The organism is Vicinamibacterales bacterium, from assembly GCA_035699745.1.
Classification (GTDB): Bacteria; Acidobacteriota; Vicinamibacteria; order Vicinamibacterales; family 2-12-FULL-66-21; genus JAICSD01.
In genome coordinates this window covers 35,050-53,064 of sequence record DASSPH010000061.1, presented here as the reverse complement: position 1 = coordinate 53,064, position 18,015 = coordinate 35,050, and the positions used below count along the sequence as shown (strand labels likewise).

Annotated in this window: 9 protein-coding genes and 1 tRNA gene; 5 read left to right on the top strand and 5 right to left on the bottom strand. The window is 68.4% G+C overall.

What is annotated here, in order from left to right:
* Positions 1-55: 55 nt before the first annotated feature.
* Complete coding sequence (locus tag VFK57_13465; GenBank protein HET7696715.1) at positions 56-2,863, bottom strand: serine/threonine-protein kinase; 2,808 nt, start codon at positions 2,861-2,863, stop codon at positions 56-58.
* Between the two features lie 3 nt (positions 2,864-2,866).
* A complete protein-coding gene (locus tag VFK57_13460) occupies positions 2,867-5,683 on the bottom strand; it encodes a serine/threonine-protein kinase (GenBank protein HET7696714.1) in 2,817 nt (938 codons plus the stop codon).
* Between the two features lie 245 nt (positions 5,684-5,928).
* On the opposite strand from VFK57_13460, the gene VFK57_13455 reads away from it, so the two are divergent.
* Both VFK57_13455 and VFK57_13450 read left to right on the top strand, forming a co-directional pair.
* Entirely contained in the window at positions 5,929-6,414 is a 486-nt protein-coding gene (locus VFK57_13455; protein ID HET7696713.1) for a MerR family transcriptional regulator, read from the top strand.
* A gap of 64 nt (positions 6,415-6,478) precedes the next feature.
* Positions 6,479-6,555, top strand: a tRNA-Pro gene (locus VFK57_13450).
* Between the two features lie 11 nt (positions 6,556-6,566).
* Here VFK57_13450 and VFK57_13445 read toward each other — a convergent pair.
* Complete coding sequence (locus VFK57_13445; protein ID HET7696712.1) at positions 6,567-7,940, bottom strand: hypothetical protein; 1,374 nt, start codon at positions 7,938-7,940, stop codon at positions 6,567-6,569.
* A gap of 1,001 nt (positions 7,941-8,941) precedes the next feature.
* Between VFK57_13445 and VFK57_13440 the strand changes: the two genes are divergently transcribed.
* On the top strand, positions 8,942-10,528 hold the full coding sequence (locus VFK57_13440; protein ID HET7696711.1) for a DUF4118 domain-containing protein: 1,587 nt from the start codon (positions 8,942-8,944) through the stop codon (positions 10,526-10,528).
* Here the strand turns inward: VFK57_13440 and VFK57_13435 are convergent, their stop codons facing one another.
* Positions 10,529-11,167 (bottom strand): response regulator transcription factor, encoded by a 639-nt coding sequence (locus VFK57_13435; GenBank protein ID HET7696710.1) that lies wholly within the window; start codon positions 11,165-11,167, stop codon positions 10,529-10,531.
* A gap of 722 nt (positions 11,168-11,889) precedes the next feature.
* Between VFK57_13435 and VFK57_13430 the strand changes: the two genes are divergently transcribed.
* Together VFK57_13430 and VFK57_13425 are read left to right on the top strand one after the other, a co-directional pair.
* Entirely contained in the window at positions 11,890-12,978 is a 1,089-nt protein-coding gene (locus VFK57_13430) for a hypothetical protein (GenBank protein HET7696709.1), read from the top strand.
* A gap of 170 nt (positions 12,979-13,148) precedes the next feature.
* The gene (locus tag VFK57_13425; protein ID HET7696708.1) at positions 13,149-14,315 is read left to right on the top strand and encodes a Na+/H+ antiporter NhaA; all 1,167 of its coding nucleotides are present in this window, start codon (positions 13,149-13,151) and stop codon (positions 14,313-14,315) included.
* A 189-nt stretch (positions 14,316-14,504) separates the two neighbouring features.
* Here VFK57_13425 and VFK57_13420 read toward each other — a convergent pair whose 3' ends face one another.
* Positions 14,505-17,780, bottom strand: coding sequence for an Ig-like domain-containing protein (locus VFK57_13420; protein HET7696707.1), 3,276 nt, complete (start codon positions 17,778-17,780; stop codon positions 14,505-14,507).
* Positions 17,781-18,015: the final 235 nt, after the last annotated feature.

Below are 18,015 nucleotides of genomic sequence, written 5' to 3'. Positions count from 1 at the left end.
GTCCCCATTTCCGACGGGCGTCAGCGGAAATGGGGACTGTCCCCGTTTTGACGGGTTAGTCGAGGACGCGGCGGCCGAGGAGCGGTTCGCCGCCCCGGGAGACGTAGAAGCCGTAGCACGCCACTGCCGCCGGCATCGCGATCAGCAGCAGCGAGTTGCCGAAGAACCAGCGGGACGAATCGAGCGTCACCACGGCGGTGTTCATCATCATGTTGACCAGGAACAGCGTGACGGTCGCGACCAGCCCGAGCCGATCGATCGTCAGCACGATGATCGCGATCAGGAGGAACCCCGCCGCGCCGTTGACGATCGCCGACCCGCCGTCGAAGATGCCGCGCACCGCGAGCAGGAACGAGAGCAGGATCGCGACCGCGACGGCAACCCGCTCCCGCTTGACGAACATCTTCAGCAGCACCATCCCGTAGACGGCGAACAGGGCGTTGAGCAGCGCGTTGAAGACCTGATTGAGCTGGCGCGCGATGACCACGTGCGTTCCCAGCAACTGGCGCAGCTCGGGCAGGACGGGCGGCGTCGGATAGCCGAGCGCGAGATTGAGGTAGTCGCTCGAGTAGCCGATCACCGTCATCACCGCCCCCAGCGCCGCGCCGAACAGAATGTCGCGCCCGACGAGCGGATCGCGCCACTGTCCGGCCATGAGCCGCGACCAGGACACCAGCGTCGTCGGCCAGAAGCGGCGGACGTACGGCTCCAGCGCGAGATAGATCAACCACAGCAGCCCCGCCGCCCACAGAGGCTGGCCGACGAAAAAGCGCGACATCTCGATGCCGGGATCCGGCACGTGCTTCGAATCCAGGACCCACACGCCGACCGCCGCGAGCGAGATCGTGGCGGCCAGCAGGAACGCGCCGCGCCGATCGCCCCGCCCCTTGCGCAGGTTGTGACGCGCGATCAGGCCGGCGGCCAGAAACATCGCGAGCACGACGACCTGCACCAGCGCCGACGACCACCGCACGCGCGTGCGCTCGGCGATCGTGGCGGGCATCCGCGTCGGCGTGGTCCAGCGCGCGACCTGATGGAAGTAGACCGCCTTGCCGCGGTATGCGGCCGCTTCGACGCGCAGCGTTTCGCCCGGGACGTTCGGCACCGGGCCCGTCCACGCCACGCGGACGTCGGCGTAGAGCGGCGGCGTCCACTCGGGCTCGACGCGCGTGTAGGCCGCGAAGTCCAGACCGGCCGCGTCGAACAGCGCCTTCCAGTTCGTGTCGTCAGCGACCCCGTTCTGCGCCGACAGCGGACCTGTCCCGCCGAAGCCGTTCTTTGGCGAAGGCGGACCTGTCTCGCCGAAGCCGTTCTTTGGCGACAGCGGACCTGTCCCGCCGAAGCCGGTTTTTGGCGAAGGCGGATCGACCTGCGGCGGGATCACGGACAGCCGCTGCAGGCGTCCCTCAGCGTCCGTGACGACCAGGCTCATGCCCGAGATGTTGAAGAGCGGCTGGTCGGTGGTCACCCTCGGTTCGTTTTCCGGTGGAACCATTACCGTGGGACTGCCGCGATACCAGAAGTGCAGCGCGCCGGGCGTCCCGGACGCGAGCCGTTCGCGCGTCGCGAGATCCGGCCGCTGGCGTCCGTAGCCGAGGAAGTTCGCCGGCATCAGCCCGGACGCCGAGTCGATGCCGGGTGAATGTCCCAGCGAGACCAGGATCTCCTTCGCGCGTTCGGCCAGCAGGATCGGCGGCTTCGGCAGCGGGACGACGCTGGTGACGAGAAGCCGATCCGACAGCACCGCCCATGCGGCGATCGCGGCCAGGGTGACGCCCAGACCGAGGAACGCGCCCGCCGGACGAAGCGCGCTGGTCGTTCCGGCGGCGGCGACCATCTCGGGCGACGGCGTTTCCCCGGCAGCCAGCGCCGCGGCCAGCGGGTCGCCGCCGGGAAGCGCGGCGGCCACCGCGAGCGCCGACGCGGGCCGCTGCGCCGGATCCGACTCGATGCACCGCATGATCGCGCGATCGATTGCCGGATCCAGATCGCGGATCACCGTGGAGGGGGCGCTGATGCCGTCCTGCTCGCGCTTGGCGATCAGCTCCGCGAGGCTGCGTCCTTCCAGGGCGCGCCGGCCGGTGAACAGCTCGTACAACACCAGCCCGAGCGCGTAGATGTCGCTGCGCGGCGTGACTTCGCCGCCGGCGAGCTGCTCCGGCGCCATGTACGCCGGCGTGCCGGATCGCATCGTTTCCCCAGCGGCGCCGGCCAGACCGAAGTCCGTGATCCGGATCCTGCCGCCGCCGTCGAGCATGATGTTCGCCGGCTTGAGATCGCGATGGACGACGCCGCGATCGTGCGCGGCGGCGAGGCCGGCGCAGATCTGCCGCGCCAGCTCGACGCCGCGGTCCTGCGGGAACCGGCCGACGCGGCGGATCAACGACGCGAGATCCTCGCCGTCGACGTATTCCATCGACAGGAAGGTGTGCCCCTCGACTTCGCCGACGTCGTAGACGCGGCAGACGTTGGGATGCGACACCTGCCGCGCCATCCGCACCTCGGTATGGAGCTGCGTGAGGCGGGCCGGATCGGTGTCGACGTCCGGCGGCAGGAACTTCAGCGCGACGGGTTGTCCGAGCTTCAGATCGTCGGCGCGATAGACCTCGCCCATGCCGCCCTTGCCGAGCCGTCCGATGATCCGATAGCGGTCGTCGAAGATCGCGCCCGGCTGAAACCGTCCGTGGTCGATCGCGTCGGTGCTGGTGAGCCAGCTCGTCGTCGACCCCGTCTTGCGTCCGGCCGCCGGCGCGGTGCGCAGGTGCGTCACGTCGTCCGACGACCAGGGCGTCGGCGCCGAACATCGCGGGCAGAAGGCGGCGGAGTCCGGGATCTCTGCGGCGCAGCTCGGGCAGGCGGGCATCGGTCAGATCCTCGCCGCGGCGCGCGGCGCGGGGCGGGCGGCGATGTAGCAGCCGCCCACGCCGAGCAGCAGCACCGCGCCCAGGAACACGAACGAGGTCGGCGCGCGCCAGCTCGAGAAGTCCGCGGTCAGCGGTGCGCGCATCAGGACGAAATGCGTGGCGAGGGTCGAGATCGCCGTCAGGAGTCCCGCCCAGCCGAGCACGCCGACGAACGCCGACGTGATGATCAGCCCGAACGCGAGGTCGACGGCCGGCGAGCCCGGAGAGAACATGCCGTTCATCACCACGCCGACGTAGAGGACGACCGAGATGGCGCCGGCCAGCAGCCGGTTCCCGAGCCAGATGCGCAGCACGACGAACCCGCCGAGGCCGAGCATCGCCGACGTCATCGCGTCCTGCACCTGGCCGAAGATCCGCGCCAGCGCGTAGCGGACGGCGATGAGCGGCGTCGGATCCGGCACGAACGGCATCGGCTCGGGCTGGCCGAGCAGCGGCGGCACGAGGTTGTGCGCGGCGAACACGACCGTCATCGCGAGGCCGACGATCACGCCGATCGCGACATCGCGCCCGACCCGCGGGTCGCGCCAGTTGCCGGCGAGCAGGCGGGACCACCCGATCAGCGTGTCGGCGGAGAACCGGCGCACGTACGGTTCGACGCCCAGATAGGCGAGCCACACGAGCGCGGCGTTGAACAGCCCCACGCTGATCGCGCCGAACATCCGCTCCACTTCGATCGCGAGCGATCCGGTGTGATTGTTGCCGAGCAGCCAGCCGCCCATCAGCAGCAGGAACACGGCGGTGGCGGCGCGGAGCGCGCCGCGCCGATCGCCGCGCCCCGACTTCAGGTTGCGGCGCGCGAGCAGCGCGCCCGCCAGCATCAGCGACGGCATGATGAGCGACGTGATCGCGGCGGTAATGCGATTGAGCAGCGGGGGCGTCGTCCCGGTCTGCGTCCGGAGCGAGCGGGACCACGGGCCGGTGATGGCAAAGAACACGGGACGGCCTGCCGTCGCCGCCGCTTCGACGCGGACGGTGACGTCGGGCAGCTCCGGCAGCTTGCCCTCCCACGCCATGCGCTCGTCGGCGAACACCGACGGGCGCCATCGCGGCGCAACCGGCGTGAACGACCCGATCGGCAGCCCCGCGGCGTCGAACAACGCGTTCCAGTCCGCCCGCGCCGGCGCCGCGCCGTCGGGCTGAATGGGCTCGGGCACCGCGAGCAGTTCGACCAGCCGTCCTGCCGGATCGACCACGACCAGCGTCATGCCGGCGATGGTCATCGGCGGGTTCAAGCCTTCGATGGGATTGGTGTCGCCGATCGGCCGCAGCACCCGCGGACTGGTGCGGTACCAGAACACGTAGGTCTCGGGCCGGGTGACGCGCAGCCGGTTCCAGCGCGACGGATCGTTCGACGTCGCGGCGATGTAGTTCGCCCAGTCGCGCGAGGTGGCAAATCCGGACGCGCTCGCGGCGGCGTTGTCGCCGTAGCCCAGTTTCGCGACGATCTCCTGCGCGCGATCGGCGAGCGCCGCCGGCGGTTTCGGCAGCAGCGCGATGTTGCTCAATTGTGCTCGCTGGTACAGGCCGATGAGCAGCGCGCCCGCGATGACGATCGCCGCGCCAATCGTCATCGCCGCCGCGGCAGACATCGTCCCCGCGGTGCCGGCCGCGGCGACCATCTCCGGCGACGGGGTCTGGCCGGCGGCGAGCGCCGCGGCGAGCGGATCGCCGCCCGGCAGCGCCGCCGACACGGCCAGCGCCGACGGCGGCCGGCGCGCCGGATCCGGATCGAGGCACCGCATGATCGCGCGCTCGATCCCTTCATCGAGATCGCGCACCAGCGCCGTGGGCGGGACGATGTCCCCCTGTTCGCGGCGGGCGATCAGCTCCGCCATCGTCGGGGCGTCGAGCGCGCGCTGGCCGGTGAACAGTTCGTAGAGCACGAGGCCGAGCGCGTAGATGTCGCTGCGCGGTGTGACTTCGCCGCCGGCGAGCTGCTCCGGCGCCATGTAGGCGGGCGTGCCGGCGCGGAGCGTCTCGCCGGTGGCGCCGGCGAGGCCGAAGTCGGTGATGCGGATCCGCCCGCTGCCGTCGAGCATGATGTTGGCCGGCTTGAGATCGCGATGGACGACGCCGCGGTCGTGCGCGGCGGCGAGGCCGGCGCAGGTCTGGCGCGCGAGCTCGATGGCGCGGTCCTGCGGGAAACGGCCGATGCGGCGGAGCAGGGAGGCGAGGTCCTCGCCATCGACGTATTCCATCGAGAGGAAGGTGTGCCCCTCGAATTCGCCGACGTCGTAGACCCGGCAGACGTTGGGATGCGACACCTGGCGCGCCATCCGTACTTCGGTATGGAGCTGGGTGAGCCGCGCCGGGTCGCGGTCGACGGCCTCGGGCAGGAACTTCAGGGCGACGGGCTGTCCGAGCTTCAGGTCGTCGGCGCGATACACCTCGCCCATGCCGCCCTTGCCGAGACGGCCGAGGATGCGGTACCGGTCGTCGAAGATCGCGCCGGGCTCGAAGCGGCCGTGATCGATATCAGAGGTGCTGCTGGCCCAGCCGCTGCTGCTGGTCACGCCGCGGCTGCGGTGTGCGGACCGCGCGGTGCCGCTTCGCGGCGCGCCGGAGACCTGGCTGCCGGATCCGTGGCCGATCGCTTCGGCGGGGCGATTCGATGCGGCCAACCGAGTCGCGTCGGGATCGGGTGACGCCAGCCGCGTCTCGTCGGCATTCCAGGGGAGCGGCGTGTCGCACGACGGGCACGTCCCGCGCGCGGCGTCGGCGGGGGCGCCGCACGACGGACACCTGAGGGCCGAATTCACCGAGGGATTCTAGTGCTTTTCTCATCCGAGGGGCTTCGCCCCTCGGACTCCCCGGCACGCTCTCTCGTTTCAACCTCCGCCGCTTTCTCGTTTCACCCTCCGCCGTCCGGGGCTGACGCTGAACGGGACTGCGGCGCAGCGTGAGCGCGCGGCGCACCACGCGAGAGCGTTTTGCGAGCTGCTGCACACCGGGCGTTTGCTATACTGAGCCTTAGCAGTCACCTGCGAACTGCGGCCTCCTGCGAATGATCCCAGACGCCGGTCAGATTCCGAATCGGTCGCTGTTTCGGCAGCCTGAGGTATGCGAGATTGCCCAGGTGCAGCCGTACGTGCTGCGCTCGTGGGAAGCGGAGTTCCAGGATCTCGGGGTCGCGAAGGTGCAGGGCGGGCCGCGCGTCTACCGCAAGGCCGACGTCGAGCGGGTGCTGAAGATCAAGCACCTGCTGTTCGTCGAGGGGCTGACGCTGGCGGGCGCACGGCGTCGGATGCAGGACGAGCAGGGCGCGCCGCCGCCCGACGGCAGCGTGCTCGACGAACTGTTGACCTCCGACGCGCGCGAGCGGATTCTCTCGGTCCGGAGGTCGCTGCGAGAACTGTCGGCGATGCTGGCGCAGCGCCCCGGCGCGCCGCTCGACGAGTTCGTGCTCGAAGCGCCGGCGGTGAAGCGCCCCGTGGCGCGCAAGGCCGTGCCGGCAGCGGCGCCGAAGACACCCGCGAAGAAGCGGAAGTAGTACCATCGGGCGATCCGGTGATCGGGGGATCGGGTGATCGCCCACGCCGGTGGCCAGATCGATTCGGGATGTAGCGCAGCCTGGTAGCGCACCTGACTGGGGGTCAGGGGGTCGTGGGTTCGAATCCCGCCATCCCGACCAAATTTCGCGTGTCAGCGGCCGTCGAGGCGCTCGAACGCGCGTTCAGACACGGCGAGTCTGATCCGCGGACAGTCGGCGCACGGTCCCGTCAGCCCCGCGAGGGCCGCGCCGGTGAGAGGTGGGTCGACCCACACTTTCACCGCGCGGCCGGTCCAGAGCAGGAGCGCGTCCTCGAGCAGCGAGCCGAACGCGGACTGCACGTTGACCCGGCGCGCGCGATCGTCGACGAGCACGATCCAGGTGTCCGGAGGCGCCGACTGCGCGTGCGGCCGGACGAAGTCCAAGGTCGCCTGCGAAAAATCCGCGAGGCGCGTCCAGCGTTCGTTGCGGGCGATGCAGATCGGGGTGCAGAGCAGCGGAATGACCGCCGCCGCGATCAGCGCCGTGTGTTGCCGGCGCGGCGTGCTGCCGCGCCACCAGCCATCCCACAAGGCCGACGCGGCGATGATCGCGCCCACGGAGGGGAAGCACGCGTACAAACTGGACCGGCTCGGAATCCAGATCGTGATCGCGTAGCCCGCCGCCAGCCACACGGCTCCGAGCGCGAGCAGTGTTCGCGGCGATGCGGATGCCGCCGGGCGCAGGGCGATCCACCCGATCAGCGTGACCGCGATCGCGAACGTGCACGCCCGGTCGGCGTACTCGGCGACGTTGCGCGCGATGAGGGTGGGCGTAAACGTCAGGGTGTAGTACGACGGCGCCGTCGAAGGGGTCATCGCGCCCGATTGCGCGCGCAGGAACGCATATGCGACGAAGACGGCGCACGTACCGGCAGCCAGCGCGATCGCCGTCCTCCGCGCGCGCGCCGGGGCGACGAGCTTCAGCAGGAACATCGCGGCCCAGATCGCCGGAATGAGGATCGCCTCCTCCTTCGACCAGAGTGCGAAGGCGAATCCGCCCAGCGCCACCGCCGGCGCTCCGCGCACGGCGCCTATTGCCGCGACGAGCGCGCCGGCGATCAGGAGCAGCGCGGTGCGGCCGCTGATCCACAGCACGGCCATGCTGATGCCGTGAAAGTTCAGCAGCCAGACGACCGCGCCCATCCAGGCGGCGCCGCGGCTGAGGCCGAGGGATTTCAGCAGCCACTGGAGCAGCACGCCACACAGCAGGGCGAGCAGCAGGTTGGTCCAGCCGTATCCCTGCGGATGGATGCCGAACAGCGCGTAATTCAGCGCGAAGCTCAGAGAGACGAGCGGCCTGTAGAAGCCGTGGTTGGTGCGGAACAGGTCGATCGCGCCGGCAATGGAATCGACGCGGCTCTGAACGATCCACCCGAAATCGTCCGAGATGAAGCCGTGGCCGGCGGCGGAGCCGTAGACGACGAGGAACACGAGCGCGGGGCTGAGCGTCGCCCCGACTCGTGTCAAACCGGCAAGGCGGGTCACCCACGCATTATCCCCCTTGCCGCCGTGGTGCCGCGCCCACCGTGCCTTCTGGCCGGCGGAGATCCTGGGCGCGCCTCGGCCGATAGTCGACGCTTCCGGAGGCGCCCGCGGAAATCGCGAGGCTGTGCCGTCGAATCATTCGGACTCCTGACAACGCCTTGGACAGCGGCGTCCCCGCGAGGCCGGCGGAATGCGCGCTTCGTAGCAGGGCCGCGTGAGTCCTGCGCCACGGACCTCGTCCGAGCGGTTCGGATCCGTCAGCGTCACGCGCGGCTCGTTGTGCTAAGTTGCACGTCCGCAGACGTGCGCGCCTCAGGTCTCTTGGTCGGGGCGTATGACTGCAATCGACGACAAGTACGCGGCGCTCGGAGCCGCGGGCGGTGTCCTCGGATCACCGACGAGCGCGGAGCAGCCGTGTCCCGACGGGATCGGACGTTTCCGCCACTATCAGCACGGATCGATCTACTGGACGCCATCGACGGCAGCGCACGAGGTGCACGGAGCCATCCACGGATTGTGGTCGTCCGTGGGATGGGAGACGAGCACGCTCGGCTATCCAACCAGCGACGAGATGGATACGCCGCACCATTTCGGCCGCGTCAGCCACTTTCAGCACGGATCGATTTACTGGGACGCCGGGCGGGGGCCGTACGAGGTGTTTCCCCGGCCGGCGTTCGCTCCAGTGCCTGCTGCTACACACGGGCGATCGATTCACTGCGTGTCGCGAAGCGCAGACAAACTCGATGTATTCGGCACCGATGTCGACGGCGCCATCGTGACGGCGGCATGGGAACCATCCTTCACGGACGGTTGGCACGGATGGTGGGATCTCAAGGCGGCCGGGCAGCACCCGGAGCGCCGGTCACCTGTGTGTCCCGCAGTTCCGACAAGCTGGATGCGTTCGTCGTCGGGATGGACGGGCGAGTCTGGACTGCGGCCTGGGAGCCTGCGTTCCCGGATTGGTGGCACGAGCGGTGGCCGATAGGCGACTGGACGCGACGTTGATCAACAATGCATGGACGCGGTTCCTACGCATCGCCAGTTTCGCCGAACGATTGCGGGATCCCCGCCGCGACGCCATGCGCGTAGACTCAGGCCGGCCATCGCACAGCAACGTCCGCCGCCCGGGATTGCTGGCGCGCGCCTATGTTGGTTCAGTCGCCGGTGTCGGGGCGGCGGTGGTGGCCACGCTGGTCTTGCGCGGCTGGATGGGCGCCAGCCTCTCACTCTTCTTCTTCCCGGCAGTTGTGCTGTCGGCGATTTACGGCGGCTTCGGCCCGGCACTGCTCGCGACGATGCTGTCGACGTTGTGCCTCGCCTTTCTTTTCATTCCCCCGCGATTCTCCTTGAACATCGGCAGCGACGACGCGCTGCGACTGCTGGTCTTTGCCATCGTGTCGTACGCGACCGCCTGGGTGAGCTCGGCGCGGCGCCGCGCTGAGGAGGCGGAGCGCCTTGCGCTGGCAGACCTGCAGGGCGCGTTGGACGTGATGCGCCGGGTCAGCGCCTGGCCGTTGGTCGCTGACGCCGACACCTCGACGAGCATGCGCCAGATTCTCTCGCATGGCGCCACGGCACTGGGCGCGACGACGGCGGTGGCGGTCTGGATGGCCGAAGAGGAACCGTGGGTGTACGTCACGAGCGCTCGTCCTGGCGACGATCCGACATCGCGGCAGCCTCCGGCGCATTTCGTCCAACTCCTGAACGGGGACCGCACCGCAACCGCGATCTACGAGATCAGCAGAGCGCCGCACGTCGTTCCCGAGCCGATCCGCGCGCTGCTGCCTGGGGGCCTGGCCGCCGAAGTGCCGTTTCACACCGAGCACGTCGCGGGGCGCGTGTTCTTCGGCGGCCTGGGAACCGACGCGGACCCCCAGGCCCTCATCACGCCCGCGGAGGTGATCGCGCGTGAGATCGGAAACTCGCTGGCGCATCTATACGTGGCGGAGCGCAGCCGGGCGCTCGCGGTTCGTGAGGATCGCCTGCGTCTGTCCCGCGATCTGCACGACGGCGTCCTGCAGGCGCTCACCGGCATACGACTGGAGCTGCAGGATATCGCTGAGGACTGCGCCGCACACCCGGGTGTCAAGGATCGGTTGCTCGCCGCCGAGCGCGCGATGGCGCTGGAGCAGCGCGAGCTCAGACGATTCATCGACGGCCTGAAACCGGACACTCCCGGTGCGCCGACAGGCACGCTGCGCGCATCACTCGAGGCCGCAGCCGCGCGCCTGACAGGGGAGTGGAAGACGCCGATCACGGTTCGCGTCACCCCGGGCGAATTGGCGCTGCCATCGGCGCTCGATCATGAGGTGCGCCTGATGACCCACGAGGCGATCATCAACGCCTTGAAGCACGGTCATCCGTCGCGCGTCGACGTCGCCATGCTGGCGGAAGACAGAGACCTTCGGCTCACGGTCACGGACGATGGCCGGGGCTTTCGATTCCATGGCACGCTCGATCACGAGGCGCTCCGCCGGGAGAACGTCGGCCCGGCCAGCCTGCGTGAGCGCGTGAGCGGCCTGGGGGGACGACTCTCGATCACCTCGGCCCCCACCGGGTCCCGGGTGGAGATCATTCTGCGGCGCTAGCTAGACCAGCCCCTTCTGCTGCGCGAAGAGCAATAGCTCCACGCGCCCCGTCACGCCGACCTTTTCATAGATGTTATGCAGGTGCACCTTCACGGTGGCCTCGGTGATGGCCAGGCGCTCGCCGACGGCCCGGTTCTTGAGGCCCTGCGCGACCATCCGGATGATTTCGATCTCTCTGGCGGTGAGCGTGCGCGAGAGTGCGCCGCGCACCGTCTCGCGCTCCAGCACGGACTTCAACGCGCGGGACACAGTCTCAGAAGCGAGGCATTCCTCGCCGCGATGCACCCGTCTGACGCAGTCGATGAGCTGCTGCGGCGCAGCATCCTTCATCACCAGACCGGTGGCTCCGAGCTTGATCGCTTCCACCACCTGGGCGTCTGATATGGCCGCGGTCAGCAGCACGACGCGACAGGCGGGATAGTCTCGCCGAAGTGCACCGAGCAGATCGAGTCCACTGCTTTGGGGCATCCGGAGATCCGTCACGACGACGTCGGGAGCACGCGCGGCGGCTGCCTGCAGCGCGTCCTCGGCGCACCCGCACGCGGCCACCACCTCGAAGTCGTCGTGCCTCAGAAACAGATGTTCGAGACCCTGCAAGACGATCGGGTGGTCATCGACGAGGATCACGCGAATGCGCATGCGCTGACTCGTATAGTCCAAGCGGTGTAGGGCGGGTTACTGCTTTGCATCTATTTACGCGCGCCGCCTGATCAGATAGTACGCAAGGTCACATCGTTCATCAAACATGTGGCTGATCCTCCTTGCGGCCGCGTCGCTCTTGGCCTCTCGTCCGTGGCGCGTCCGGGATGACAACTGGTTCCAGGAGAGCGCTCTCCTGGCGGCGGTTCTCGCCGGCGCGATGCTGATCGCGGGCCTGTGACTCCCCGACGACACGGTGCCCGGGCGCGCGGCCTGCCGGAGTCCCGCCGTCGCTCCGCCGGGTCTGCATCGCAGCATGCAGGGTCGCATGGAAGAGTTGCCAGGATCGCTTCAGCGCTCGGACTGGCGGTTCTCGTTGCAGCGACCGTTCTGTTCCTGGCCGTGACCCTGCTCGCCATGCGGGCGGCTCGCCGAGCGACAGGCCGTTCTGACCATCGGCTACAACCAAAGACGTAGTCGAGCCTAATGCGTGGCGCGTATGTTCACGCGGCTCGAAACGCGAGACGATGTGCTGTCCGACTCGTCATGGCGTCTCGCGATTGTGACGACCTGCTCACATCGGAGCAGGGCATTCAGCGCTCGTCGATTGGACTGGCGCTACGGGGCTGAGATGACCGCCAGGCATTCCGCTTCGCCTCGGAACCGGACACCCGTGCGTCGCCGGCACGTCGGGCCGCGGCCTCCGCAAGCAGCCGAATGAGATGAGGAAAACCTGCGGCGCCCCAAGCGCCATCGGCCGGCTCCCACCGCGCCACTGGACCAACCGGCGGCTGGAGCCTGATGCCAGCTCTGGCCTGTTTCGGGATGGACTGATTGGCGGTCTGAGTTACCTTCATCCGGCCGGTCCCGAGCAACCGTGCGCTTACTCCGCACTCGACGTCGGAGCACGAGATCTGAAGTGCAGTGGCTGGCGGGTGACGAGGTGTTCGTGGGCATGGAGCGCGATCACGCTGGCTGCCGGTGCAGAAGCCGGGATCGCGGCACTGGTGCTCGACGGATTCGTTCGCGTGCTCGACGCTCAGTCAACGAGCATCGAGGCGCTCTTCGCGGAGCAAATGCGGGAGACGGAACGACACCTGCGCGGCACGACAGGTGGACATGACCTTGCGATGTGTATCACCGATGCGAGGGCGCTGCTCCAGCGGGTAGTCGAGTACGTCCGCATCCCGTCACGTTCGAGGCTGGCGCCGCTGCTCGACCGGACGGCCGCGATGTTGACGCGCCTGAGCGCTGCGGGTCTCGCTGCCTATCCCGGCTATCTCATCATCCTCGGCATTCACCTGTTGCTGCTTCAGGAACAGGCCGGGTCCGGGCAGACGGATGCGGCGCAGGACCTCGTCGCCAGGATCCAGGCAGGAATGGATCACCACGATGGCATGGTGAGACGGGTGCAGGCGGAAACCGATCCCCGCCTGATGGTGCTCTCCGAGAACGTGGTTCGGACGACCATGGCATCGCGGCGGCGCCTCGGCGCTGCCGACGCGCCGTATGGGTATGATGACGGCGTCGTCGTCTACTACCACTACCGGCAACCGGCAGCCGGCGGCGAACTGACCGGTTACACGGCACTGCGCGATGGCCACTGGGTCCGGCCGGAGAAGTTACCGCCCGATCTCCATTCCCGGTGTCCCGACGGTGCGTTCATCGATTGGGACGCGCGGCGACTGGGCCTGATCACGACGATCCTGGGGCCCGCGACCGAGGTCATCGCGTTGATGAGGCGCGCCACGGCGACACCGAAAGTGACCCTGCTTCGGACGCGCGCGCAAGAAGGTCACGCAAACCCCTGATCTCCCGATGGTCGGCACCGCGCGATCGGTTCGGATTGCCGGCGCACGGATATCCGAGTGAGCGGGCGCCAGCAGCCAGCTTCGATATAATCGATCCGGGTGTGGCGGGGAAGTCCCGCTGCAGGTAGGCTGGGTGGTCGGGCCGCCATCCCCTGGCAGGTCCGTCATCGATGCCACACCCACGTTCGCGTCTCGCGCACTTTCTCTTCGACAACTCACTCCTCCTCGTCGCGGGTACCGTAGCCGCGTTGATCTGGGCCAACGTGGACCAGGCGAGCTACGCCCGTGTCGCGCATCCACTGCATTTCTGGGTGAACGACGTGGGCATGGTGTTCTTCTTCGCGCTGGCGGCGAAGGAGGTCTTCGAGGCGACGCTCCCGGGGGGCTCCCTGGCCTCGCCGCGGCACGCCCTGTCGCCGCTGGCGGCTGCCGCGGGCGGAATGGCCGCGCCCGCGCTGATCTACAGCGCGCTCGTGGCGGCGATGGGACCTCCAGAACTGGCGCGCGGGTGGGCGATTCCTTGTGCCACGGACATCGCGTTCTCGGCCATGGTGGCGCGGGCGATCTTTCCGGCCAGGCATCCGGCGATCCCGTTCCTCCTGCTGCTGGCGATCGCGGACGATGCCCTCGGGCTGATCATTCTGGCCGTGTTCTATCCGTCCGCACCGTTGTCGCTCACCTGGGTCGTGACGCTGATGACGGCCGCGGTGGTCGTCGCCGTGTGGCTGCGCCGCCGCCGGACACCGAGCTTCTGGCCGTACGTCGCCGCCGCAGGGTCGCTGTCGTGGGCCGCACTGTACCTCGGAGGCCTGCATCCTGCACTGGCCCTCGTGCCCGTCGTCCCGTTCATGCCGCACTGCGCGCGGGATCTCGGGATCTTCGACTCCCGCGAAGACAGCCGGACGGACACGCTGAACAGGTTCGAGCACTGGTGGGCGAAGCCGGTGCAGGTGATTCTGATGCTCTTCGGGTTTGCCAACGCCGGCGTCGCGTTCGAATCGATCGGGCCGGGCACGTATTACGTGCTGGCAGGCCTCCTCGTCGGTAAGCCGGCGGGCGTGCTCGTGATGACGGGCGCGGTGCGGCTCGCAGGTGCGCGCTTGCCAAAGGGACTTCACACCGCCGATCTCCTGGTGGTGGGCATCGTCGCCTCGATGGGATTCACCGTCTCGCTGTTCTTTGCCACCGCCGCGTTTCCCGGAGGCACTGCGCTGGCGGAGACGAAGATGGGGGCGGTGCTCAGCTTTGCCGCGGCGCCGCTGGCCCTCCTGCTGTCCCGGATCGTCCGGCGCTCACCCCGTGGTCGTGCCGTCCACGAGCATGCGCGCGAGGTCTGACGCGACGCCTGGAGGATTCGAAGATGACGCCGCTGACTGCCAGTCGCTTTCTTCACACCGCCGCGGTCCACTTACGTGGCGCGGCGCGCGATGGCCGGCACACCGCCGAGAGTCGCTGGTGACGGCGCCCTCCGCAAAGCGCCGCGCCCGGCCGGACGTCCAGCCGGGCGCGACGCCGTACACACGGCGCTATCGCCGCGTCTGCTTTTCGATCGCGACGTAGTCGACGCGCGTCGACTTGCCCGTCGCCTTGAACGACAGCGCGACGGCTCCCGCGCCCGCGGTCGATCCGCCGGAGATGTTGGAATACACGCCTTTCCGGCCGACCGACATGTCGAACAGGTTCAGCGTATCGTTCCCCTTGTTCACGGTCGTGGGTTCACCGCCATCGACGAACAGACGGGCGTCGACCGTATCGAAGATGTTGACTCCGATCGTGTCGTTGCCCTGCAGCGTGGCGATGCCGACCTTCTCGATGTCGGCTGCCGGCATGTTCAGGGCCCTGCTCAGACCCACCTGCACGGACAGCATCGTCGTGACGGTCACCGCGACGCTGTCGTCGGCGGCGCTGCCAATCGTCGTCACGGTATCGTCACCGGTGAGCGGATTGACGGTGAACACACCGGCGTTGCTGAAGTTGACCGTCTGTCCCGAGCCCTCGAGGGTGAAGCTGCCGGCGGCCGGTCCCGACGGGGTATAGCCCAGCGTGTCGCTGCCGGCCGTCAGATTCACGGTGAGGGTCTGCCCGTTGCCGTTCACGTTCACGACCGGAATGCCGGAAATGCCGATCACGCCGGTCGCTGAGACGCTGGCGAAGCCCTGTATCGTCCGCGCGGCGAGATCCATGACCACTGGGCCGGCCGCCGCGTTCGTCGTCTCGCCAGGGAGCGTCAGCGAGAACTGCGCGATCGTCACTTTGAGCGGCGCGGTGGGCGGGCCCACGTTGCCGGCGCCGTCTTCCAGCGTGGCAGTGAGGTTGTACACGCCGTCGCTCAGCGAGGGCACCGTGAACTGCCAGACGTTGGGGCTGACGACCACGAATTGTGCGACCTGCACGTTTGCCCCCGCCGGCAGCTTCTGTGCGTACACCCTCACCAGGCCCGGCGCGTTGACGCCGATGCTGAACGAAGGCGTGCTGAACGTCGTGATGTCGTCATCGTCGATGCCGCCGCTGTCGCTCGACGCCAGCAGGTCGAGCGGACCCAGCGCGCCGGGCCCGGGCGCCGTGGTGTCGAGAGTGACGAGCAACGCGAACGATTCGCCGCCCTGACCGACGGCGTGCACGGTTCCACCGCCGATCGCATCGGAGTTGTCGACGACCACGACCCGCGCGGTGATGAAGTTGAGTCCTTCCGTCAGCGGCGTCGTGAAGGTGAACGTGAAGATGCCGGGCTGTCCAGCGACTGGCGTCGCGCGCCCGACCGCCGTGCCGTTGCGATAGATCTCCACCTTGTAGCCCGGCGGGTCGTCTGCCAGTGACGCGGTGCCGTTGTCAGGCGAGAACGCCAGCGGCGCGAGCGGGTTGAGATCGACCGCGAGCGTGATCGTCGGCATCGGATCGTTGGTGATGTTATCGAGCCCGTTGCCGCCGGTATCGTCCGCGGCGGCGAGCGACAGCCCGAAGGGCGTCGGGGCGGGCGTGTTGAGGATGTCGAGATCGTAGACGTTGATCGGCGGTGCCTGCCCGGGTTCAGCGAACACGCGGAGGAAGTACGCCTCTCCGGCCACCGCGGGAATCGTGAGCGTCTCGAGGTTGTTGCTGTCGAGGCCTGTCGACGACGTGGCGACGGCGTTGTTGAACTTGTCACGCACCTGGATATCCAGATCCGACAGGCGGCCGTTGTAGGTGATGCGGAAGGCCAGCTTCCCCGTGGAGTGGGCGACCACCTTGAAGAAGTCTTCGTCGGTGTCCGAGTGGATGGTCAAGTTCTGATTGTTGTAGCTGCCGAACGAGCCAAGGACGGATGCGACCCCTGGATCCCACGCATCATTGGGCTCCATCGGGTCGGCGAAGGCGCCGAGGATCGAGAACGCGTCGAAGTATGTGGTCTGGCCGCCGCTCGGCGGGTTGGTGCCGTTGTTGCCGGTCCAGATCGCGTAGCCGATGCCGTCGGCCGCGGCCGTGCCGTTGTACTCGCCGATGCGCAGCGTATTGGGCCCGGCGTCCGCTCCGCCGCAGGTCGGCAGCGTGCCGAAGCGGCAGGGGGCGTTCAGGTCCGGATCCATCGCGGCGTCGCTGACTCTGAAGTCGAAGGTGAACGTCTCGCCGCCGTCCCGGCTCACCGTCGCGTACTGGTCGAGCATCAGCGTGCCGGCGGCATTGGTCAGTCCACGGCGCGTGTCCCACCAGGTCACGACGAGGTTGCCGAGCTGGTCGATCGCCCCGGTCGGGTACGCCTGCAGCGTGCCGACGGGGCCATGGCTGATCGTGCTGACGGTCCAGCTCAAGCCGTCGTCCGATGAGCGCGCCAGGATGATGTCGCCGCCGTCACCCGAGGTGAAGTCGTCGTTCGGGTCGTGATTCGCCACGACGTACACCTGCCCGGTGCGGACCGGATCGGGAATCACGAATCCCTGATTGGCGCCCTGCATCCAGAAGGTGGTATTCGGGATGGCGGTGGCAGCCGCCGACTGCACGTTACACGTGACCGCCGCGGTGAAGGAGGTCTTCTGAAATCCCGCGGCGGCCTGGAACTGGGCCCCGCCCGTGGTGTCGCGCAGCACGAACATGGGCGCCGTCGCCGAACCGCACGTGTCGCTGTGATACGTGGCGTAGACGTCGCCGTTCGGCGCAACGGCGATGTGCGATGGCCAGACGAAGCCTTCGCCGCCGTCGATCGCCGCAGGGGCCGACCACGTCGCGCCGCCGTTGGTCGAGCGCGTGAACATCACCTGAGACGGGCCGTCGAGCCTCGTCCAGATCACGTACAAATTGTCGCGGAACGGGCTGGACGGGTTGCTGTCGGCGACGATCCATTCCTTGTCGTCGAAGTTCAGCGCGCCGCCGCTCACCTCGATCGGATTCCCGACGGTGGCACCGGTGGTCGCGTTGATTTGTTGAACGAATGCGGAGATGTCGACGCGATTCGCCGGCACGGCGTTGTCGTTGCCGCAGAGCAGGTAGCTGAAGAACAGCCGGCCCTGCGAATCGAACGTGACCGACGCGTCGCCGCAGCCGCTCCACGACGCGATCGTGCCGTAGACCGGCACGTTGGTGGTCGCAGTCACCGTGGTCGGAAACGTCACGCCGAAGTCGGTGGAAATTGCGACCGACAGGCCCCGCGCCACCGCGATGATATTCGGACTGAGCGGGTTGACGGCCGCCGACGTGGGTTCGTTGCCGCCAAGGCCCGTGCGGACGTCCGTGGCCGTCTGCGTGAGTACGGGCACCAGGGCGACCATCGCCAGCGCCATGATCACCTTTCGCGCAGACCCGTACACTTGGGGACGCGATCGACTCTTCATGTGAGCCTCCTCGTGAAAGCGGATTTCGAGTTTCGGTGAACGCCCTAGAAGGGTCTGTCCGGACGACCGCGACGGGTATCGTGTTCGCACGAAGCCGCAGCCGCCTCGCCTGTTGAGCGATAACTGGTGTAACGGCTCGCACCCTCCAACCGAACAGACATCGGGCGGTGAGCCGGACCTCGGATTGCCACGTTGGGTGTCACCGGACTGGCGGGACGGCGGACGTTGGTCGTGT